This is a genomic window from Paenibacillus guangzhouensis (assembly GCF_009363075.1).
Taxonomy (GTDB): Bacteria; Bacillota; Bacilli; order Paenibacillales; family Paenibacillaceae; genus Paenibacillus_K; species Paenibacillus_K guangzhouensis.
The window spans coordinates 77,725-99,707 of record NZ_CP045293.1 but is presented as its reverse complement, the minus strand read 5'-3'; the positions used below and the strand labels follow the sequence as shown (position 1 = coordinate 99,707).

Annotated in this window: 18 protein-coding genes, 1 tRNA gene and 1 pseudogene; 4 read left to right on the top strand and 16 right to left on the bottom strand. The window is 48.3% G+C overall.

All coding sequences use genetic code 11. The features are described 5' to 3' along the window. Positions 1 to 363: 363 nt before the first annotated feature. The 10 genes from GCU39_RS00450 to GCU39_RS00405 all read right to left on the bottom strand — a co-directional run bounded on the left by GCU39_RS00450 (position 364) and on the right by GCU39_RS00405 (position 14,117). Positions 364 to 951, bottom strand: a complete 588-nt coding sequence (locus tag GCU39_RS00450) for a non-ribosomal peptide synthetase module (protein WP_152391694.1) — start codon at positions 949 to 951, stop codon at positions 364 to 366. A gap of 179 nt (positions 952 to 1,130) precedes the next feature. Then, positions 1,131 to 1,769 (bottom strand): ribosome biogenesis GTP-binding protein YihA/YsxC, encoded by a 639-nt coding sequence (yihA, locus tag GCU39_RS00445; protein ID WP_152397023.1) that lies wholly within the window; start codon positions 1,767 to 1,769, stop codon positions 1,131 to 1,133. A gap of 32 nt (positions 1,770 to 1,801) precedes the next feature. Then, complete coding sequence (gene lon / locus GCU39_RS00440) at positions 1,802 to 4,141, bottom strand: endopeptidase La (protein WP_152391693.1); 2,340 nt, start codon at positions 4,139 to 4,141, stop codon at positions 1,802 to 1,804. A 415-nt stretch (positions 4,142 to 4,556) separates the two neighbouring features. Beyond that, positions 4,557 to 6,290 (bottom strand): ATP-dependent protease LonB, encoded by a 1,734-nt coding sequence (gene lonB / locus GCU39_RS00435; protein ID WP_152391692.1) that lies wholly within the window; start codon positions 6,288 to 6,290, stop codon positions 4,557 to 4,559. A 262-nt stretch (positions 6,291 to 6,552) separates the two neighbouring features. Beyond that, entirely contained in the window at positions 6,553 to 7,986 is a 1,434-nt protein-coding gene (locus tag GCU39_RS00430) for an alanine/glycine:cation symporter family protein (RefSeq protein ID WP_152391691.1), read from the bottom strand. A 243-nt stretch (positions 7,987 to 8,229) separates the two neighbouring features. Continuing rightward, positions 8,230 to 9,333 (bottom strand): flavodoxin-dependent (E)-4-hydroxy-3-methylbut-2-enyl-diphosphate synthase, encoded by a 1,104-nt coding sequence (gene ispG / locus GCU39_RS00425; RefSeq protein ID WP_152391690.1) that lies wholly within the window; start codon positions 9,331 to 9,333, stop codon positions 8,230 to 8,232. Between the two features lie 119 nt (positions 9,334 to 9,452). Beyond that, on the bottom strand, positions 9,453 to 10,712 hold the full coding sequence (gene clpX / locus GCU39_RS00420; RefSeq protein WP_152391689.1) for an ATP-dependent protease ATP-binding subunit ClpX: 1,260 nt from the start codon (positions 10,710 to 10,712) through the stop codon (positions 9,453 to 9,455). 11 nt (positions 10,713 to 10,723) lie between these two features. Further along, complete coding sequence (clpP, locus tag GCU39_RS00415; RefSeq protein WP_152391688.1) at positions 10,724 to 11,314, bottom strand: ATP-dependent Clp endopeptidase proteolytic subunit ClpP; 591 nt, start codon at positions 11,312 to 11,314, stop codon at positions 10,724 to 10,726. 381 nt (positions 11,315 to 11,695) lie between these two features. Beyond that, positions 11,696 to 12,982, bottom strand: coding sequence for a trigger factor (gene tig, locus GCU39_RS00410; RefSeq protein WP_152391687.1), 1,287 nt, complete (start codon positions 12,980 to 12,982; stop codon positions 11,696 to 11,698). A 190-nt stretch (positions 12,983 to 13,172) separates the two neighbouring features. Next, positions 13,173 to 14,117, bottom strand: a complete 945-nt coding sequence (locus GCU39_RS00405; protein WP_321575650.1) for a hypothetical protein — start codon at positions 14,115 to 14,117, stop codon at positions 13,173 to 13,175. A gap of 111 nt (positions 14,118 to 14,228) precedes the next feature. Between GCU39_RS00405 and GCU39_RS00400 the strand changes: the two genes are divergently transcribed. After that, positions 14,229 to 14,305 (top strand) — tRNA-Arg (locus tag GCU39_RS00400). Positions 14,306 to 14,437: 132 nt separating this feature from the next. On the opposite strand, the pseudogene GCU39_RS32360 reads toward GCU39_RS00400, so the two are convergent. The 3 genes and pseudogenes from GCU39_RS32360 to GCU39_RS00385 form a co-directional block, all read right to left on the bottom strand. Then, positions 14,438 to 14,536 (bottom strand): annotated as a pseudogene (locus GCU39_RS32360) (chromosome condensation regulator); the annotation flags it as partial. 96 nt (positions 14,537 to 14,632) lie between these two features. Next, entirely contained in the window at positions 14,633 to 15,043 is a 411-nt protein-coding gene (locus GCU39_RS00390; RefSeq protein ID WP_152391686.1) for a YjdF family protein, read from the bottom strand. Positions 15,044 to 15,366: 323 nt separating this feature from the next. After that, positions 15,367 to 15,606: a hypothetical protein gene (locus tag GCU39_RS00385; RefSeq protein WP_152391685.1), complete on the bottom strand. Its 240-nt coding sequence runs from the start codon at positions 15,604 to 15,606 to the stop codon at positions 15,367 to 15,369. A 128-nt stretch (positions 15,607 to 15,734) separates the two neighbouring features. Between GCU39_RS00385 and ku the strand changes: the two genes are divergently transcribed. Continuing rightward, positions 15,735 to 16,592, top strand: a complete 858-nt coding sequence (ku, locus tag GCU39_RS00380) for a non-homologous end joining protein Ku (protein WP_152391684.1) — start codon at positions 15,735 to 15,737, stop codon at positions 16,590 to 16,592. A gap of 48 nt (positions 16,593 to 16,640) precedes the next feature. Here the strand turns inward: ku and GCU39_RS00375 are convergent, their stop codons facing one another. After that, the gene (locus GCU39_RS00375; RefSeq protein ID WP_152391683.1) at positions 16,641 to 17,519 is read right to left on the bottom strand and encodes a LysR family transcriptional regulator; all 879 of its coding nucleotides are present in this window, start codon (positions 17,517 to 17,519) and stop codon (positions 16,641 to 16,643) included. A 126-nt stretch (positions 17,520 to 17,645) separates the two neighbouring features. Between GCU39_RS00375 and GCU39_RS00370 the strand changes: the two genes are divergently transcribed. Both GCU39_RS00370 and GCU39_RS00365 read left to right on the top strand, forming a co-directional pair. After that, on the top strand, positions 17,646 to 18,926 hold the full coding sequence (locus GCU39_RS00370; RefSeq protein ID WP_152391682.1) for an adenylosuccinate synthase: 1,281 nt from the start codon (positions 17,646 to 17,648) through the stop codon (positions 18,924 to 18,926). A gap of 30 nt (positions 18,927 to 18,956) precedes the next feature. Next, positions 18,957 to 19,199, top strand: a complete 243-nt coding sequence (locus GCU39_RS00365) for a helix-turn-helix domain-containing protein (protein ID WP_152391681.1) — start codon at positions 18,957 to 18,959, stop codon at positions 19,197 to 19,199. 93 nt (positions 19,200 to 19,292) lie between these two features. Here GCU39_RS00365 and GCU39_RS00360 read toward each other — a convergent pair whose 3' ends face one another. Together GCU39_RS00360 and GCU39_RS00355 are read right to left on the bottom strand one after the other, a co-directional pair. Beyond that, the gene (locus GCU39_RS00360; RefSeq protein ID WP_152391680.1) at positions 19,293 to 20,870 is read right to left on the bottom strand and encodes a hydantoinase/oxoprolinase N-terminal domain-containing protein; all 1,578 of its coding nucleotides are present in this window, start codon (positions 20,868 to 20,870) and stop codon (positions 19,293 to 19,295) included. Continuing rightward, on the bottom strand, positions 20,870 to 21,982 hold the full coding sequence (locus GCU39_RS00355; protein WP_152391679.1) for an S-methyl thiohydantoin desulfurase family protein: 1,113 nt from the start codon (positions 21,980 to 21,982) through the stop codon (positions 20,870 to 20,872). Before GCU39_RS00355 ends, GCU39_RS00360 begins: the two co-directional genes overlap by 1 nt. Position 21,983: the final 1 nt, after the last annotated feature.

The following is a 21,983-nucleotide window of genomic DNA, read 5'->3' as shown; positions in this document are numbered from 1 at the left end:
CTTCCGGTTCCCCCTTCCTAGGAATAAAATGTTTGAAAAATTTCATCCGCTAGGACCTACGTCATTCACTTCCCGAGGGAAAACTCTCTCGCAACATACAATGTCCTGAGTGAATCCTGGTTCCTATATTCTTTTCAACGAGAATAAAAATAACATCTTCTGCCCAGAAAAGCAATACTTTTTTTTGGTGAATATTTGAAATGTACGGAAGCCCTTCGTCCCGTATACAACATATGCACGCCGCCTGTATATGTGTCAGCACAAAACAATCCCACAATGTGGAGTTTTTTCCTTAAAGTGCTCCAAGCATGCCACATAAAAAAGGAGTCCTCCCGGACTCCTTCGTCGTATCAATGCGCGATATCACGCTTCAAGTACAAATAATTGCTGCGTATAGCTGCTAAGCTTCGCGTCAATTTGGGCGATCTGCTCAAGGTTCTTCGCACGATTCCTTGCATCCAGCAATGAATTGATCCGCTCTTGAATCCCTTCGATCTGAGCCTCCACTTGACACTGATTAAATAACTGCTGCAATTGACCAAGTGTATCTTTATACTCGAAAATGAGTCGATCTTGACCATCAACATGCTCAACGATTCGAGATACTTTCCCTTGATCATACTTGTATTCCATCGTGTAGCCTCTGTAAATTCGATTCACGATCGCGTTTCCTTTAAACGCTGCTAGCGCTTGACGCATCGCATTGGTCAACTTCGGTTTAACCAGACGGCAGGACGTTTCACATACATACGTCGTCGCCTTCCGTTGAAACGGTAACCGAATCTCCTCCCCTGCACCATCCTCAAGAACAACTTCTTGATTGCCGTTATCGAGCACAAGCACATACGAATGAATATGCTGCTCTTCAAAACTATGCACAAACTTGGACATCTCTGCTTCCGTTAACTGTAAACTGGCTTTCACATACTCTGTTGCGAGCCGTTGACCCATACAAATCTCCTCAATTCTTTAACTTACAACTTCAAAAATTCAATGCCTTAAGGATATTATACACGATCAAGCACAATTATTCCTGCTAACCAGCCTTGATTTTTCTTCATTTTCCACGAAAAATACGGATTTTTCCGTGAAGAGATTGAGGTTTTGATGAAGATGCTCTGTTTCCTACACTAACTTTGCGGATTCCCTATATCATCTGTTGAATCCAAGGCGGAATCTTCTGAAGAGGAGGTATAACGGCTAATAATCTCCCACAGCTCGTCCTTGCCGAGGCCAATCTCCGACGAGAACATCACCATCGGATTCTCCGAGGTTAACTGCAGATCATTTTTGATGACTTTCATATGCTTATGCCATTGACTCTTCGGCAGTTTATCAGCCTTCGTCATCACGACACAGGTCGGAATATCATAATGAATCAGCCATTCACGCATCATGATATCGTCCTTCGAAGGCGGATGACGCAGATCGACAACCTGTAGGACCAATTTAAGCGTATCGCGTTCCAGCAGATAGCGCTCGATCATCTTTCCCCACGCCTGACGCTGGGTCTTCGATACTTTGGCATAGCCGTACCCCGGAAAATCCACAAAATATAATAGATCATTAATGCGGTAATAGTTCAGACATTGCGTCTTGCCGGGCTGCGAGCTTGTCCGCGCCAAATTTTTGCGGTTAATCATACGGTTAATAAGCGAGGACTTGCCAACATTAGAACGCCCTGCCAGAGCAATCTCCGGCAAGGCATCATCAGGGTATTGGTCAGGTCCTACAGCGCTTATAATGAATTCTGCTTGTGTTACTTTCATGTCGTCTGTAATTCCTTTCTTGTTCAACAACTTTATTCGGATAACGTGATCGGTTCTACAAGCGCGTGTTCCAGGACTTGATCCATATGTCCGACGAGGACGATGGTCACGTCATTCTTGACGCTATCTGGAATATCACGCAGATCGCGTTCATTCTCCTTCGGAACGAGGATCTTCTTAATCCCAGCACGATGTGCAGCAAGAGATTTTTCTTTCAGTCCGCCAATCGGTAGCACACGACCACGCAATGTGATCTCTCCTGTCATAGCTACATCCTTGGATACATAGCGGTTCGTAAGCGCCGAGATCAGCGCTGTAGCGATCGTAATCCCCGCAGATGGTCCATCCTTCGGAATCGCGCCTTCTGGTATATGAATGTGCACATCATATTTTTCATGGAAATTCGGTTCTAGATGCAGCGCTTCCGCGCGTGAACGCGTATAGCTGAACGCCGCTTGCGCCGATTCCTTCATGACATCCCCAAGCTTGCCTGTGAGCGTCAACTTCCCGGTTCCCGGCATCACGGTGACTTCGATTTTCAGCATTTCTCCGCCAACCTCCGTCCAAGCAAGGCCTGTCACCGAACCGATCTGATTCTCTTCTTCAGCATGACCATATCGGAATTTCGCAATGCCCAGGTAATCCTTCAAATCATCCGGAGCAATGACGACCTTCTCATGCTCATGAGCAACGATTTGCTTAGCTGCTTTCCGGCAGAGCGCGGCAACCTGCTGTTCCAGATTACGAACCCCTGATTCCCGGGTATATTCTCGAATAACCTTTAAGAGTGCAGCATCCTCAATTTCGATCTGTTCCGGCTGTAAGCCATGCTCCTTCGTCTGCTTCGGTACCAAATATTGCGTTGCAATTTGCTGCTTCTCCAGTTCCGTATAGCCTGGGATATAGAGCATCTCCATCCGGTCCAGCAGCGGTCTTGGAATATTATGAACCGCATTCGCCGTCGTCACGAACATGACATTCGATAAATCGAACGGCAGCTCGACAAAATGATCGCTGAAGGTGCTGTTCTGTTCCGGATCGAGCACTTCGAGCAGTGCTGCCGATGGGTCGCCGCGGAAATCCGACGCCATCTTGTCGATCTCGTCGAGCAAGAACACCGGATTCATGGAACCGGCCGTCTTCATGCCTTGAATGATTCGGCCTGGCATCGCCCCTACGTATGTCCGTCGGTGTCCGCGGATTTCTGCTTCATCCCGAACGCCGCCAAGCGAGATGCGCACGAATTGACGGCCAAGCGATCTTGCGATTGATCGCGCCAAGGAGGTCTTCCCCACCCCAGGCGGTCCAACGAGACAGAGAATAGGGCCTTTCAACCGCTTGACGAGCTGCTGCACCGCAAGATACTCAAGCACACGTTCCTTCGGTTTATCCAGACCATAATGATCCTCATTTAAGATCCGCTCAGCTTCTTGAATATCCAGATGATCATCCGTCTTATGCGACCAAGGCAGAGATAGTAACCAATCAACATAATTCCGGATGACTCCGCCTTCTGCGGAAGATGCAGGCGTCTTCTCTAGACGATCAATTTCCTTGTTGATCTTCTCCTGCACCGACTCCGGCGCATTCAAATCCGCAAGCTTCGCACGCAGTTCTTCCACTTCGCCGAGACGGCCTTCCTTCTCGCCAAGCTCCTTCTGGATCGCCTTCATCTGTTCACGCAGATAGTATTCCTTCTGCGTCTTCTCCATCTGCTTCTTCACGCGTTGGCTGATCTTGCGTTCAAGCTCCAGCACTTCACGCTCGTTATTCAGAATGTCGAGCAGCTTCTCCAGCCGTTCCGTCACATCTATCGTCTCAAGAATTTCTTGTTTATCTTTCATCTTGAGCGACAAATGGCTTGTAATGACATCCGCTAGACGCCCCGGCTCCTCAATATCCGTTACGGCTGCGAGGGTCTCTGGCGTTACTTTCTTCGACAGATTTATGTAGTATTCAAATTGGCTCAGCACCGTACGCATCAGCGCATCGGTCTCCGCATCGGATAGTTCTTGTTCCGGCAGCTCCTGCACTTGAACTTCGAAATATTCCTCATTATCCACATACTGCAGAATTTCAGCGCGGATGACGCCTTCAATCAATACGCGAATTGTGCCATTCGGCAGCTTCAGCATATGTTTGACTTTGGCGATTGTGCCAATCGAGTAAATATCATCCTGACCCGGATCTTCAATGTTGACGTCCGATTGAGAACACAGCAGAATCATATTGTCATCTACCATTGCTCGCTCTAAAGCCTTAACTGACTTATCCCGTCCGACATCCAAGTGCAATACCATGCTAGGATAGACAAGCAGTCCCCTTAAGGGCAGTAGAGGGATACGGCGACCTTTTGCTTTAGTTAGGCCCATGTGTTACGCACCTCCAGTGGCTCTCAATAAGATGTTAGAGGAAGTTCAAAAAGTCCCCTTTTGCCCACATCAGGAAGCTAGATGCTTACTGATTGGCGAATAAACCCACCATATACCGCGGTCGTTCATCGTGGATTTACTACGATAAAGGCTTATTCATCACGAAGAATTGCAGGGAGCAAACTCGGCATCGAATCTTGCATTCAACTTCGAACTCCGGTACTCATGTAGGTACTGCCTACACTCCGTTCCTCCTTCTTCATTTTCATACAACCCAAGTATCGCTTACGATGCCAGTTTTCTACGAAAACTTTCAGGTGCTGAAAAGTCGGCTTTTTGAACCTGCATTTATAACATTTTATCAAATGTTGCTTAAAAAAACCAATGGGCCTGCAAGCGCGGTACGATCATGCGATTATGCCCCGCCAGACTCGGTCGAACGAACGTCATCCACCGATTTCGCCTGCAAGAACGATGTCGCCGGTGGTGAAATGAACAGGTCCTTATCCTGTGGAATCTCTAACAGCACTTCTTGCACCGCTTCACCGAAGACATGCTGGAACACCTCTTGGATCGTGTCAACAGGAATAACCTTCAGACCGTTCAAGCCAGAGAAAATCTCCTGCCAATTCTCGCGCGGGATAATGACGGTTGTTGCCCCCGCTTGAAATGCCGCCTCGACCTTGGCAATGACCCCGCCAATAGGCTTCACTTTCCCATGAATACTCACTTCACCAGTCATTGCAAGCTTATTATCAATCGGCACATGGTTCATGGCCGACGCAATCGCTGTCGCCATAGCAATCCCCGCTGAAGGACCATCGATTGGCGTCCCTCCTGGGAAGTTCACATGCAGATCAAAGCTGTATGGATCCAGGCCAATGGTCCGAAGCACCGTAAGGACGTTCTCAATCGATCCCTTCGCCATACTCTTCCGGCGCAATGTACGAGAGCCGCCGCCCAATTCTTCTTCATCTACGACGCCCGTAATATTCACTTTACCTTGACCCTGCTTCGTTCGAATCGCCGTTACTTCAATTTCGAGCAGTGTTCCCATATTCGGTCCATAGACAGCAAGACCATTGACGAAGCCGATACTAGGCGCTTGCGGAATTTTGCGATCCGGACGCGGCGGAATTTGACTGCTGTTCACGACCCACTCCACATCCGCAGCGGTGATGCTATTGCGTTTCTCAGCCATCGCAAGACCTGCTGCCAGCTGGATCACATTCACAGCCTCCCGGCCATTTGTCGCATAGCGCGATACCACTTCTACCGCTTCAGGGCACGGTTCGAAGCCTATTTTGCGCACGGCGTCCGAGGCAATCACGCGAATTTCATCCGCCAGCAATGGACGGAAGAAAATCTCCATGCAGCGAGAACGAAGCGCGGGCGATATTTCTTGTGGCGAACGCGTCGTAGCCCCGACCAGACGGAAATCTGCTGGCAAGCCATTTTGGAAAATATCATGAATATACACAGGAATATTCGTATCCTCGGAATTATAATAGGCACTCTCAAGGAACACTTTACGATCTTCTAATACTTTTAACAGCTTATTCATCTGAATCGGATGCAATTCCCCAATCTCGTCAATAAACAAGATTCCGCCATGCGCCTTGGTCACCGCACCTGGTTTGGGCTGCGGAATTCCGGCAACACCCATGGCGCCCGCGCCTTGATAAATCGGATCATGCACAGAGCCGATCAACGGGTCCGCAATCCCCCGCTCATCGAATCGCGCCGTTGTTGCATCAATCTCTGTAAACTTCGCATCAGACATGAACGGCGAGTTCGTGTTCTTCTTCGCTTCTTCGAGGACAACGCGCGCGGCAGCCGTCTTCCCGACACCCGGTGGTCCGTATATAATAACGTGCTGCGGATTCGCACTGCACAGCGCAGCCGTCAATGCCCGCAATCCGTCCTTCTGTCCTACAATATCCCGCATCGTCGTCGGTCTTGTCTTCTCCGCGAGCGGTTTCGTTAAGGAAATCGAGCGCATTTTACGCAGTTTATCCATTTCCTTCCTAGATTCGCGATCCACCGCCGTCCGATTCGTTTTTTGCGATCTTAACAAGTTCCAGAAATAAAGGCCGATAATAATCGCAAAAAATACTTGAATGAACATTAACGCCATACTGAAATCCATCCATCATTCCTCCTCAATGCATCCTCGCTATCTCTTGAATCAAAACTCTTGAACAACACAAAGAAACCGAGAAAGTGTAATACGTCATAGTATTTCCCTTTCTCGGCCCAATTAACCGCTTAGAGGTAATTCAAAAATTATCTTTTGCCCACATCCGAATGTGTACATGCGGATTGGCGAATAAATCAACCTTTAATCGCGGTCGATCATCATTGGATAACTTCGATCAAGATTTATCTCATCATGAATCTTTTATATTTTATTAATTGCTTTTAACTTCCCAGCAGTCCGCATGCTTCAGCCCAGAGATGCGATCCGCCGTAAAGACGGGATCCAGCCCCTGCTTCCGTTGTTCGCGATAATCCTTAAGAGCCGCCAAAGCATATTTGCCGATCAGTGCAATAACAACCAAGTTTATGAGCGCCATAAAGCCCATGAACAGATCCGCCATATCCCATACTAGAGAGACCTTCGCAACCGATCCGAGGATCACCATCGCGAGTACAATCAACCGGTAGATGAACATCCAGACGCGAGTGTTGCGACCTTTGCCGCTAATAAACTCAATATTGCTCTGACCGTAATAATAGTTCCCGATCAAGGAGCTGAAGGCGAACAAGAAGATCGCAAGACCTATGAACCCATTGGCCCAACTGCCGACTTGTGAAGCTAACGCTTGCTGCGTCAGTTGAATTCCGTCATAGGTGCCGCTTGTATGAACACCGGAGAATAGAATAATGAATGCCGTCGCACTGCATACGAGAAGTGTATCTACGAATACACCCAGCGATTGAATCATTCCTTGCTTCACCGGATGACTTACACTAGCGGTTGCCGCCGCATTCGGCGCACTCCCCATCCCAGCTTCATTGGAGAATAGTCCGCGCTTGATCCCCATCATAATTGCTGTACCAAGACCCCCAGCAGCCGCTTCTTTCCAACCAAATGCATGCTCAATAATTAATGCGAACACACTTGGAATGGCTGTGAAATTCATGATAATAACGAACAGCGCTAATAAGATGTATCCTGTGGCCATAATAGGCACAATGATGGAGCTAACTTGTCCAATTCGCTTCACACCGCCGAAGATTGTCATCGCGAGCATAATCGCGAGCACAATTCCGATCCATAACGGGTCCCATCCGAAGGACCCTTGAAAAGCTGAGCTCATCGTATTGACTTGCACCGCATTGAATACGAACCCGAAGCTAAATGTGATCAATATCGCGAAAATAATGCCTAACCATCGCGCATTCAACGCTTTTTCCATATAATAAGCTGGTCCGCCCCGGAAGGTCGACCCATCTCGTTCTTTGAAGATTTGCGCTAACGTTGATTCGATAAAGCCAGATGCCGCGCCGAAAATCGCCATGACCCACATCCAGAATACCGCTCCGGGTCCACCGAGCGAAATGGCAATCGCGACACCCGCAAGATTCCCTGTTCCCACACGCGACGCTGTGCTTATACAAAAAGCTTGGAAGGAAGAAACGCCCTTTTTACCTTCGGCATCACCCGGCTCCTTCTCCACCAATAATCTCAACGTCTCACGAACCGCCGTCACTTGCACGAACCGAGAACGAATCGAGAAGTATACTCCTAATGCGATCAGGACCGCGATTAGAATATAAGTCCATACGAAATCATTTAATAATACGATTTGCTCATGAATCCACTCCACGAAAGCTATCATCCCTTCTTCTGTCGAAACTTGATGTCACATTTCTTAACATAAGATATTTTAACGTAATTTTCAGAAAATGAAAACTTTTTTTATCTCTTTTCCATCATATAAAATTTACCTTTCGCAGATCTGCCACAAACTATACAATCAAGCGCACAGCCATAATTGTCCGTCCCATTCAAAGCAAACAAAAAAGCATGCCCTTCGTCTGCATTACATCATGCAAACAAAAGACATGCTAATCATCATCTATTAAACGTGCTGTTTACGTCCCGGGATTTCTCCCGTGCGATTATAGACATCAACAATCACATCAATTTCTTTCTTCAACTCATTGAGCAGCTCTGCTTCAGGTACCTTCCGGATCATTTCTCCATAACGGAACAACATCCCTTCACCGCGGGCCCCAGCGATACCGATATCCGCCTCTCTGGCTTCACCCGGACCATTCACCGCACAGCCTAATACGGATACTTTGATCGGTACCTTAATTTTCGAGATATACTCTTCCACTTCGTTCGCAATCGTGAAGAGGTCAATATCAAGACGTCCACAGGTTGGACAAGAAATGAGCGTTGCTGCATTCGAGATCAAACCAAAAGATTTGAGAATTTCACGCGCAACCTTCACCTCTTCAACAGGATCCGCACTCAAGGAGATACGAACCGTCGAGCCAATACCCATCGATAATAGCGCACCGATCCCAGCAGCACTCTTCACAGCACCCGTGAACAACGTTCCCGCCTCTGTAATCCCTAAGTGTAGCGGATAGTCGAAGCTCTCCGACGCCATCCGGTAGGCTTCAATCGCCATCGGTACATCCGAAGCTTTAAGCGACACGATGATATTGTGGAAATCAAGCTCTTCCAAGATTCCGATATGGAACTTCGCGCTCTCTACCATCGCTTCAGCCGTTGGGTACCCATACTTCTCAAGCAGATGGTTCTCAAGCGAGCCCGCATTTACGCCGATCCGAATCGGGATTCCCTTCTCCTTACATGCCTTAACAACCGCTTCGACCTTCTCACGACGACCGATATTCCCCGGATTTATCCGAACTTTATCAATCCCGTTCTCGATTGCCGCGAGGGCAAGACGATAATCGAAATGGATATCCGCAACGAGTGGAATATGAATCTGCTTCTTGATCTCTTTGATCGCTTCAGCCGCTTCCATATTATTCACCGTCACGCGGACCACCTGACAACCGGCTTCTTCCAGACGAAGGATCTCGGCGACGGTCGCTTCGACATTCGCTGTCTTCGTCGTACACATGCTCTGAATAATAACTTCGTTACTGCCGCCAATCGTTAAGTTGCCGACTTTAATCGGACGCGTCTGCTTTCTATGGAACATTGTTTTTCTCTCCCAAGAACGTCAAAACTCCACCCGTCATCCACCAGCGCTACCAGCACGGATTTCCGAATGAACAAGTGGAGTATTTGAGTCGTGTTATATATTCACTTTACGCCGACTTAGGCGCTCTCTTCTTTTTTCTTGCTTGGCTTCTTCGCTGTCAACTCAGGAACAACTTTCTCCTGGATGACTTTCTCTGTAATGACGCAGTTCGTAATATCGTCGCGCGATGGAACTTCGTACATTACATCTAGCATAACACCTTCAATAATGGAACGCAAACCGCGCGCACCGGTGTTCCGCTTGATCGCTTCTTTGGCGATGGCTTCAAGCGCCGCATGTTCGAACTCCAATTTGACGTTATCCATCTCAAGCAGCTTCTGATATTGCTTCACAAGCGCATTCTTCGGCTCGGATAGAATCCGAACGAGTGTGCTCTCGTCTAGCGGCTCAAGGGTAGAGATAACAGGCAGACGACCCACAAACTCAGGAATTAATCCGAATTTGAGCAAGTCTTCCGGTAATACCATCGACAAGTATTCGCCCGGTTTCAGTTCCTTCGTGCCGTCTCCAGCTGCGTTGAACCCAATCACTTTCTTACCAATCCGGCGTTTGATCAGCTGCTCAAGGCCATCAAATGCCCCGCCACAGATGAACAAGATGTTCGTCGTATCGATTTGAATGAATTCTTGATGCGGGTGCTTACGTCCACCTTGTGGAGGAACGGATGCCACCGTACCTTCGAGAATTTTGAGGAGCGCTTGCTGCACGCCTTCGCCAGACACGTCGCGCGTAATCGAAGGATTCTCCGATTTACGAGCCACCTTATCGATTTCATCGATATAGATAATGCCGCGTTCCGCTTTCTCTACATCGTAATCTGCCGCTTGGATCAGCTTCAGCAAAATGTTCTCAACATCTTCACCCACGTAACCCGCTTCCGTCAAGGAAGTTGCATCCGCAATCGCGAACGGTACGTTAAGGATTTTAGCCATCGTCTGCGCAAGCAATGTTTTACCAGAACCTGTCGGACCTACGAGTAGAATATTACTCTTTTGCAGCTCAACATCTTCAATCTTGCTCTGTGTGTTGATCCGTTTGTAATGGTTATACATCGCGACGGACAACGATTTCTTCGCCTGTTCTTGACCAATCACGTATTGATCCAGAATATTGCGGATTTCCATTGGTTTCGGGATATCCTTTAGATCGATATCCTCATCGTGACCAAGCTCTTCTTCCACAATCTCTGTGCACAGCTCGATGCACTCATCACATATATAGACGCCAGGACCAGCTACAAGCTTACGTACTTGTTCTTGCGATTTACCGCAGAACGAGCATTTCAGCTGACCTTTTTCTTCGTTAAACTTAAACATGGAATCCCCCCTTAGTTCATAATGGGCCGAGTGAGAACTTGGTCAACCAGACCATAAGCTACGGCTTCCTCTGCACTCATAAAATTGTCGCGGTCTGTATCACGTTCGATCTTCTCAAGGGGTTGACCCGTCGTATCCACATAAATTTGATTCAATTTCTGCTTCGTCTTAATGATCCAATCCGCATGAATCTTAATATCGGTCGCTTGACCTCTCACACCGCCTAATGGCTGGTGAATCATCACTTCACTATTCGGCAATACGAATCGCTTGCCTTTCGCACCAGCTGTTAAGAGGAGAGAACCCATACTTGCAGCTAGACCGACACAGATCGTTGATACATCCGGTTTGATGAAATTCATCGTATCCAAAATACCAAGTCCTGCTGTCACCGATCCGCCCGGGGAATTAATATATAGTGAAATATCCTTCTCCGGATCTTCGGCTGCTAAAAAGAGGAGTTGGGCAATGACTGTATTGGCTACATCATCATCAATCGCACTCCCCAAAAATATAATGCGATCCTTGAGCAGTCTCGAGTAGATATCGTAAGATCTTTCGCCTCGATTTGTTTGCTCTACAACCATAGGTATCAGATTCATTTGACCAACCTCTTTTCCTCTTCAATTAGTGAATTACTGTTATTTTATCACGTTCCAGGTGCCATGTCATTTCCTCCGCAACGACGCTATTACATTGTATGTATCGCAGCAGTGGAAATTGTGTCTTGCACGAACCTTGGGGTGAATCAATATGTGAGAAAAACCAATAGGTTGAACGCTTCTCGATCACGATCAAACCACCACGCAGACGAACGACTTATAAGCCTTGCAAAGGCAAAGCTATCATAGGCTGCATGAGCGACTCGAAGTAAATGACCTCACCGTTCATTATGTATGTATTCGGGTCTAACAAAGGCTGAAGTGGTATAAATAAAGGCACGCATGTGATATACGTGCCTTATTGACCTGCTTCAGTTGTGATTAGTTCTTGCTGTTGTCAACTAGGAATTGAACCGTTTTACGGATTGCAACTTCCTCTTGAAGGTTCGCAAGGGAACCGTTAGCGCTCAAGATGCTGCGGATTTCGTCTGTGGAGCGTTTGTACGCTTCAGCCATTTTCGAAAGTTCTTCCGTTACATCTTCTTCTGTCGCTACGATGTTCTCTTCTTTAGCGATTTGCTCAAGAACAAGGTTGTTACGAACGCGTTTCTCAGCATCCGTTGCCATTTGACCTTTCATGTCTTCGATCGTTTGACCGGAGAATGTCATGAACATGTCAAGGTTCATTCCTTGTGCACGAAGACGGTTGTCGAAGTCGCGAACCATTGCTTCTACTTCTGTATCGATCATTGGTTGCGGAATTTCAACTTCTGCCGCTTCTGCTGCTTTCTCAACGATTTCGCCTTCGCGTTTCGCTTCGTTTTCTTTCACTTTGCGATCGGAGATTTGTTTTGTCAAATCTGCTTTGAACTCGTCAAGTGTATCGAACTCGCTTACGTCTTTTGCGAACTCATCATCAAGCACTGGAAGCTGCTTACGTTTGATTTCATGAAGTTTCACTTTGAATACCGCTGGTTTACCAGCAAGCTCTTCAGCGTGGTACACTTCAGGGAATGTTACGTCAACATCTTTGAAGTCGCCAGTTCCAAGGCCGATCAATTGCTCTTCGAATCCTGGGATGAACGATTTGGAACCAAGTTCCAAGGAATAACGCTCACCTTTACCGCCTTCGAATGCTTTGCCATCAACGAATCCTTCGAAGTCGATGATAACTGTGTCGCCTTCTTTAGCAGTATCTTCGTCGATAACAACCAATTCAGCATGACGTTGTTGTAGCTTCTCAAGTTCAACAGCTACTTCTTCATCAGTTACGGTTACGCTCTCAACAGGAACGGAGATACCTTTGTATTCGCCAAGTTTAACTTCTGGCTTAACCAATACCTTCGCTTTGAATACGAAGTTCTCGCCTTTACCGAATTGTTCTACTTCGATTTCTGGACGATCTACTGGCTCGATGTTCGTCTCATTAACCGCTTCTGTGTACACTTCAGGAAGCAAAATATCGATTGCATCTTGATACAAGCTCTCAATACCAAATCTTTTTTCGAAAATAGGGCGTGGCACTTTACCTTTACGGAATCCAGGCACAGCTACTTTCTGTACTACTTTTTTGAATGCCTTGTCCAAGGCACCTGTAACGCGCTCCGCGTCAACTTCAACTTGCAGAACCCCAAGGTTCTTCTCTATTTTTTCCCAGCTTGCTTTCATTTTATGCCTTCCCCTCCAAAAAATTCACATGGCTCGATGCACATGATCAGCGTTTTCGTTGATTCAATGCGCAAGACCCATGACTCGTCCACGTTCGAAACAACCATTACATTATATACAACATCTCGATTTTAATCAAGAATGCGACTTGACAGACACCGCCTAAAGTGCGTTTCCTATGAAAAGTACGCTATTCCATGCGCAACAACGGACTTTCGATTAAGTTTTTGAGATGCTTATGCGCTTGCTCCATCCGGAATCTTAACGCGTCTGTAATCCCATAATATTCCCTAATTTCGACACGTTCCGCATCGATGTCATGGCCGCCTGACAACATCTCCCTCATCCAAATATGCAGCGCTGCCGCCCATATATCAATTGTTGCATCTTCATCGGCCAGAATACTCCGATAGGCAGACGTCCCGTACATGGCCATCACACATTGCTGCCACAGATCTAACGCAAGTAAGGATAAACCCGGGTCCTGCACCTCTGTCTGTTCCCTAACACGTTCAGGAACATTGCGCACCGCGGAAGGAAAATCCTCATAACCGATTGGCGTATCCTCGATCTCGAGTTCTACGGTATCTTGACCCCGGTGGAATTGAATCGTTCCTCTCGCTCCCCGCTTACGCAGCGTCTGGAGAATGTGGAACTGCATCAGCGCTGGAAGCCGTTCATTCACGAGCCACGTACGCAGCACATCGTCAATCTCAGGATGATCCAAATACGTGAGTTGTTCGAGACCCAGCAGCTTCTGCGGCGTTAACGGTCCATTCACAATACTATCGAGGAGTTTATTCACATAATCAGGGTCTTGGTCCACCTTATTACGAAAATACTGCTCGGCCATCTTTTCTTCACTCTCATCCTCTTCATGAAGAGGAACGCCTACATTCGCCCCTGCATCCGGAAAAGCTCCAAGCAGCCAGTCTAGTAGTGCCTGCCATTCAGTCTTATGCTGTTCAACGCCCTGACATCCCAGCAGAAACTGAAGCAAACGAACCGCTTCCCCATATTGTTCCGTCTCCAGAAAGCGCGTCAGCTGAATTTGATACACATCCAGCATCTTCGGAAATAAAATAACATTGTTCGGATAGGTGTCTTGCTCATGCGATTTCGTAATAAGATACACCAACTTTCTCGTAAGCAGCGCGTGCTTTTTCAGATCAAAATTTATTATACCGAATAAAATTAAAATTTTCTATTGCACATGATCAAATCTTTTGTTACAATAGGTTCTGTTGTCCCAGTAGCTCAGCTGGATAGAGCAACGGCCTTCTAAGCCGTCGGTCGGGAGTTCGAATCTCTTCTGGGACGCCATCTATTCAAACTTAATGAAGATTGATTGTATACATAAAAAGCCGTAAACCTTTGATATATAAGGGTTTACGGCTTTTTCTCATATTATACATTTAAAAATGCGTTCATACAATTCAGCAATCGGGCCTATTGGATATCGCGCCAGCCGCTTACATTGTGTTGGCCTTCATGATTTCGTCCCACATCCACCACCGTGCCGTCCGATTTAAGGCCAAGCGTACGAGCGCAACCATCCTTAATAGATTGAAAACCGCCCATGATATGGGCGGTTCATCTTATTTTTGCATCTGAGCACGAAAATATACGGATTCAACAATTGTTCTACTTTTACCGTCCACGGTGCTTTTCTTTCGCTTTTTGAACCTTGATGTCTCTTTTATATACTTTCATTTCTTCTCGTCTCTCACGAGTAAGGGTTTGTTTCTCTTTTTTTCTTTTTTCATACTCTAACTGGATTGCTGCTTGGGCGAAAGTTGATACGCCATTGGCGTTGACTTCACGAGCAGCCATTCGTGCTAACCTCTTCGGATTCATCTTTCTTGTAAATTGATTTCTGAGTTCTACTTCTTCCGATAACCCATCCATGAAATGCAGTAGCTTGGTGTAAATAAATTGGATGATTTCCTGATCTTTTGGCTCAGCCCCAAAAATAAGCCTGCCTGCTCTTAGTTTGCCTTCTGTACTCTCTTCTACAACACCTACCCAATACTGACCATCGTAAAAAACCGTAAGCTTCATATGAATTCCCCTCTAATAAAATAATTAGAACGATGGACATCCCGAGGGGGAAGGCTACTGGAATCGAAGATTGATCAAAATCTCAATTCGTCTGGACTACCAACCAGACTGTGTTTTTACGCTCTATTTTTATGTTACAACATATTCCAGCTTATTGCTATGGAGTCTCCATTTAGATTGGATATATATTCAAAAATAGGTCATTGGTGTAATATGGGTGAACTGAATATCAGCTTCATCTAATACCTCCTCGTTAGGATGTGCGCAAATGCAAGCTCGTTTTTCTTATCAGACCCATAAAAAAAACACCTAACACAGGTGTTTTAAACCGCTTTGATTTGCCCCTCAGAAGTTTTAACGATCTTTTTTCTGCACTGTGTACATTTAAAACTTCCACCGATCAGCTTAAATTGATTACCGCAGACGGGGCAATCTACAGTCTCCGCATCATGCCATCTTCGATTCCCTTTCATAATCCAAATCGACACACCTATAATCGATACGATAATAAGTGCAATGAATATCGTTGTTCCCAGCATATGTATCACCTCAGTCGTTTTCATTATTTTACCACATCGAGACATACGAACGAACAACTTCCCTATATTTTGAAGGGGTAAGCCGATCTTTTTGGTATCAACCCCTCTCCATGCGGATATAAATAGTAAAAAGAGTGTGGGAGGGGAAACGAATGCATACCGTCTGGAAAGGCGCAATCAGCTTTGGCCTGGTGAATGTGCCGGTAAAAATGTTCTCAGCTACAGAAGAAAAAGATATAACAATGAAAACCTTACATAAAGACTGTGGATCACCGATTAATCATGTGAAAACGTGTCGGACATGCAATACCGAAATCGCCTCGGAGAGCATCCTTCGCGGCTATGAATATGAACCGAGTAAATACGTTACTTTCGATAAGGATGAGCTTGACCGATTAATGCCCGAAGCGAACAAAGCGATCAAAGTATTGGACTTTGTGGACCTTCATGAAGTGGACCCGCTATTTTTTCAAAAGTCTTATTATCTCGCTCCCGCGGAGACGGGTGCTAACGCGTACAGCCTGCTCGTAGAGGCACTAAAGCGATCCGGCAAAATCGCCATCTGCAATGTCGTGATTCGTTCGCGCACGAATCTTGCAGCCCTGCGCATCATCGATGACTGCATCGTGATGGAGACGATCTATTATCCGGATGAGATCAGACCGATCGCACAGGTTCCTAACCTTCCATCGCAGCCTGTCATCCAGGAAAAAGAGCTAGAAATGGCCCAACTGCTCATTCAGCACCTCTCGAGCCCATTTCAACCGGAGAAGTACAAAGATGACTACCGCCATCAGCTCGTGGATCTCATCGAGAAAAAAATAGCAGGCGAAGAGTTCACTGTGGCCCCTGCAGCTGCACAATCCAATGTGCTCGACTTAATGGCAGCACTGCAGGCGAGCATCGATGCCGCGAAACCGGCCGAGTCCGCTGTAGAGGTGGTCAAGAGCACGAAAAAGAAAGTAAGCAAAAAAGCGATGAAATCGTCGCCAGAAGAATCTGTCTCCTAACATGGATTGAAGAGCCGCGGACAAGTCCGGGGCTCTTTCCGTTCCCATTCACAGCAGCATCTCATAGATCTGCTTGGCAGCCGCAGGAAGCGGCGTACTGCGCAGCTTAATGATGCCCACCCGCCTTGGGGGGATCGGTGTCCGGAGCTGAATCTCATATAACGTCTGATTCGACAATTCCGCAGCAATGAACTCCCGTGTGACGCAAGCTACCCCAAACCCGCTTCGCGCGAATTCCACCAATAAATCGACGCTGCCCAGTTCAATCTCAGGCTTCATGACAAGCCCATGCGATGCTACGAACTGATCGACATAAGCTCGCGTACTGCTCCCCTGTTCGAGGAAAATGATCGGGTGCTCCAGCAAATATTCGAGTGAGATCGGAGACGCGGCTAACTGCTTAAACGCCTCCCCCGCCACGAAGCAATCATGAATCACCACGCTCTCCTGCACCTCGACCTGATGATCCGTTATCGGCAGATTGACGATGCCAATATCGATTTTCCCCTCTTTTAACAAGCCGATAATTTCCCTGGTGGTCCGATTCGTCACTTGGATCTTGATCTGCGGGTAGGCTTCGTGGAACGTCTGAAGATGCGGCAGCAGGTAATGACGGCATAACGTGTCACCCGCGCCAATCTTGACTTCCCCTTCCCCGAGTTGCTGAATTTCGGCCATTTTTCGCTCACCGTTGAGTATAAAGTGGTAGGCTTGCTCAATATAAGTGAAGAGGACTTGGCCATCGACCGTTAATCGAACCCCTTTGGACGTGCGAAAAAACAACTGAACGCCCAGCTTCGCCTCCAACTGCTTGATCGCATGCGTCACAGCCGGTTGTGTGATGCACAGCTCCACCGCTGCTCTGGACAGACTGCCTGCCTTGGCCGTCATATAGAACACCTGGTACAACTCCATATTCTGGATCATATCCGATGCCACCGCCTAAGTATAAATGTGATTAATATCAACTATTATAAATATTAATTATTTTAATATGATGATCTTTATTATACTGAAGATAGATCGAAATACCAACATTGAAGGAGTGCAGACATGACAGTTACAGCCATCGTAGGCGCCAATTGGGGCGATGAAGGAAAAGGTAAAATTACGGATGTCCTTGCGGCGAAATCGAACTATGTCGTCCGTTATCAAGGGGGAAGCAATGCAGGACATACGATAATTAATCATTACGGAAAGTTCGCGCTTCATTTGCTGCCTTCGGGTGTATTCAATCCAGGCGTAGGCAACGTGATCGGACCTGGCGTCGCGCTGAACATCCCCAACCTGCAAAAAGAATATAACGAATTAATCTCCCGTGGAGTACCTGCACCGAAGCTGCATGTATCCGATCGTGCGCAGGTTGTTCTTCCCTATCATATTCTGTTCGATGAACTCGAGGAGGAGCGTCTCGCGGATCGCAAGTTCGGATCAACGAAGCAAGGGATTGCACCGTTCTACTCTGATAAGTATATTAAGCTCGGGATACAAGTCAGCGATTTGTATGATGAAGAGCTCTTACGTACCAAGCTGCTCCGTTCGCTGGAAGCGAAGAATGTACTGCTGCAGCACTTATACCATCAACCAGCTTATGAAATTGAAGGCTTGATGCAAGAACTGCGTGAGCAAGCGGCCTTCCTGAAGCCTTACGTGAGCGATACGACAACGCTATTGCACGATGCCTTGAAGCGTGGCGAGCAGGTCCTCGTCGAAGGACAATTAGGCGCGTTACGCGACCCGGATCACGGTATCTACCCCTATGTGACATCCTCTTCGACCTTAGCCGGCTTCGCTCCGGTAGGCGCAGGGGTGCCGCCTTATGCAATGACACGCATTGTGGCCGTCACCAAAGCCTATTCCAGCTGCGTGGGCGAAGGTCCATTCGTCGCTGAAATTTTCGATGAGCCAGCGAATGAATTACGCAGACGCGGCGGAGACGCCGGCGAATTCGGAGCGACAACAGGGAGACCACGCCGTGTCGGCTGGTTCGACGCTGTAGCGACCCGTTACGGCTGCAAACTGCAAGGCGCAACGGAAGTCGCGCTCACAAACCTGGATGTCCTTGGCTACCTGGATGAGATCCCTGTCTGCACGGCATACAAGAGCAACGATAAGATCACGCAGGATTTCCCGAATACGCCGCAATTGCAGAAATCGGTTCCTGTCGTTGAGACGGTGCCAGGTTGGAAATCCGATATTTCACATATTCGTTCGTATGACGAATTGCCAACCGAAGCGAAGCAATACGTCGAATACCTCGAGCAGCTGATCGGTGTACCGATTCGCTTCATTTCCGTCGGTCCGAACCGCGAACAAATGATGGAGCGCGCATAACGAAATAATCCAAATGGGAGGCAAGGGAAGATGAAGCTGGAGTTAGGACGGTGTCTGCTGCTGGAACGCCTAGAAGAAACGAATATGTCGGTCGAACAGCTCGCTCAGCAGCTTCTTCTTCGACCGGAGCGATTAATTGACTTCGCCGAGAACCAGCGCATCATGCCGCTGAAAATGGCGTTATCCATCGCAGATACCATCGGATGCGACGTGAGAGACTTGTATGAGATCCTCCCCACGTCTCACTCGATTCCTAATGATCACAGCGACTAAATCACTCCCGTGGCATCTACAAACAAAAAAGGCTTCTCTCATCGTCCGTCCACTGACGTTGAGAGAAGCCTTTTCTACTTCATTCAATGTTCTTTACAATCGACCTGCGGCCTTTACCTTCACGAGTAAGGCGTTCCCCGGCAGATAGGCAATCGGAATATCCTCCGTCAGCACGACCTGTACCGTCGAACGATCCGCACCCGCAAGCACCGCTTGTTCGATCGCATGATTACGCGCATCGGTCATCGCTTCATCATAAGTCATATCATCCAGCGAGTAGATGCGTTCAGTCTCCCCGCTCACTTCACCCAGCGCGGCACCGATCGCATTCGCCGCATCGTGGTGGTTCGGTCTTACAATTCGCGCTACGCCTTCGAGCTTGTCCGCGACAAGAATGCTGCCGCCGCCGACCAGAATCACATCGACAGGGTCTGCACTCGTCTTCATGCGGTCGATCGCATCTTCGATGTCACGCGTCATGATCGCATCGGCCTTCTGGCATACGGCCTCATCGAGACTCTCCGTCAGCGCGCCTTCCCATCCGAACCGGCCCAGCTTCACTGCCACATCCGTCGCTGTCAGCGTGTCGCCGCCAAAGATCGTACCGCGCTTGAGCAGCTCATAACCTACGCTATCCGGACCTACCGTCACTGTACCGTTCGATTCATCCGAACGCACAATCGTACCGCCGCCGATCCCGATCGACAGAATATCCGGCATCCGGAAGTTCGTGCGTACGCCGCCGATTTCCACCGCAGCCGAAGATTGGCGAGGGAACCCTTGCGCCAAGACGCCGATATCCGTCGTCGTCCCGCCGATATCAACGACGAGCGCATGACTTAGCCCAGATAGATGCGCCGCGCCGCGAATGGAGTTCGTCGGTCCGCAGGCAATCGTCAGTATCGGATAACGGAGTGCATATTCACTGCGCATTAACGTCCCGTCATTCTGGCAGATATATACGCCCGCCTGAATGCCAAAGCCTTGAAGTGCTTGCTCGAAGCCTTTCACAACACCCGAAATGACGTTCAACAGGGCACCGTTCAGCAGCGAAGCATTCTCCCGCTCCAACAGTCCGATACTCCCAATCTCATGAGACAAGGTTACTGGCATATTCGCGCCGAGCACTTCCTTCGCAAGCTGTTCGACACGCTTCTCTTGCGATGTATTCACAGGGGAGAACACACCGCAAATCGCAACCGCATCGACTTCACCCTTCATTTGATGGAAGTAACCGATAATCTCAGCCTCATCCAATTCCACGATCGTGCGGCCATCGTATTCATAACCGCCGTTCGCCACATACGCATGAGGACCGATCGCGGCCTTCAACGTATCGTCCCAGTCCGCAAGGGGCGGAACTGCCGTCGTCGCAGGCGCGCCAAGTCGAATCAAGCCCACCTTGCCAAGATGCTTGCGCTCCACGATCGCATTCGTGCAATGCGTCGTACCGAGCATCGCATAACGGATCTGCGCAGGGTTTACTCCGCTCTCTGCCAACAAGCGGCGCACCGACTCGATAATTCCTTCATTGACATCCCGCGTCGTATGCACTTTGACCGTATGAATCGTATTCAGCTGAGAATCGAGCAAGGCAGAGTCTGTATTCGTCCCGCCGACATCAATCCCGATGCGGTACACTTCTTCGCTGTTCGTTTTCGTCGCTGCCATTACAGTTCTCCACCTTTCTTCGATGCTAATTCTTCGATTGGAATATACGGCGTATCATAGCCAAAATAGTCCGGACCTACCGTCTCAAGACCTTTCGGCGTCCGCCATCTCGGATCGCACGGGAAGCCAACGGCCGTCACGCGCGCACCGTATTTCAAGTTTTCCGTCGTGATCGGCATGCCTGTATCTTGATCAAGCAAGGAGATCAAATCTGGTGTAACAGCAAGCGAACGGCCGTCTTCTGTTGCGAGCAGGAATTCATTCTGGAAGAACAGCTTCATCGTACGGCCTTTTTGCGCGTCCGTCCCTTCGAATACCGCTTCACCGCGAGTAAACCCGCCTTCTGTCCGCCTACGAATATCGACCGCTTTCCCATGGAACAACGCGTACCCGTTCAGCTGCTTCAGCAGCGCGTCGATCGGATTTTGCTTCAATTCCTTGGATTCGAATAACGTTTTGCCAATTTCATAAGCCAGCGACAATGTATAAGGAATCACACTTTGCTTCGCCTGAGCACCGGACACCGGGTAATCGCAGATCGACGCGGATCCACCCATTTGAATCGTGATGGCACGCGCCATCCGTTCCTCCCAGACGCCGTCGATCGCATGCATGAGCACTGCATTACCGCGCTCATCCGCCATCGTAATCGGGCTGCAGTCGATGCCGTCGAGATGGAAAGTCACCATCTGCGATTCCGGGAAGGCACGTCCCATCGCATCCGCATCGAGCAGCGGAATACCGCGTTCTGCTGCCGCGATAACCGGAACGAGCGAATTGCCGCCGCCGACCTCAATCGGCATCAGTGCGCTCACTTTGCGGCCTAGCTCTTTTTCCATCAAATCAAGCGGCTTTGTCATTTGCTCAATCGAAGGAATTTTCTCATTCATGACCGTCGGCGCTCCGATCATCGAGAGCGGAACGACGAGATCATCGTCCGCCAACGCCTCGGGTCTCACCACGCGGACAGGTCCGTATTTGCGAATGGCTTCAATCGCCATTAGTTTACCGATATGAGGATCGCCGCCTCCGCCGGTTCCGAGCACCGCTGCGCCGACAGCGATATATTCCACAGCTTGTTCATTTAATTCAGTCAACTTGAAGTCAGTCATG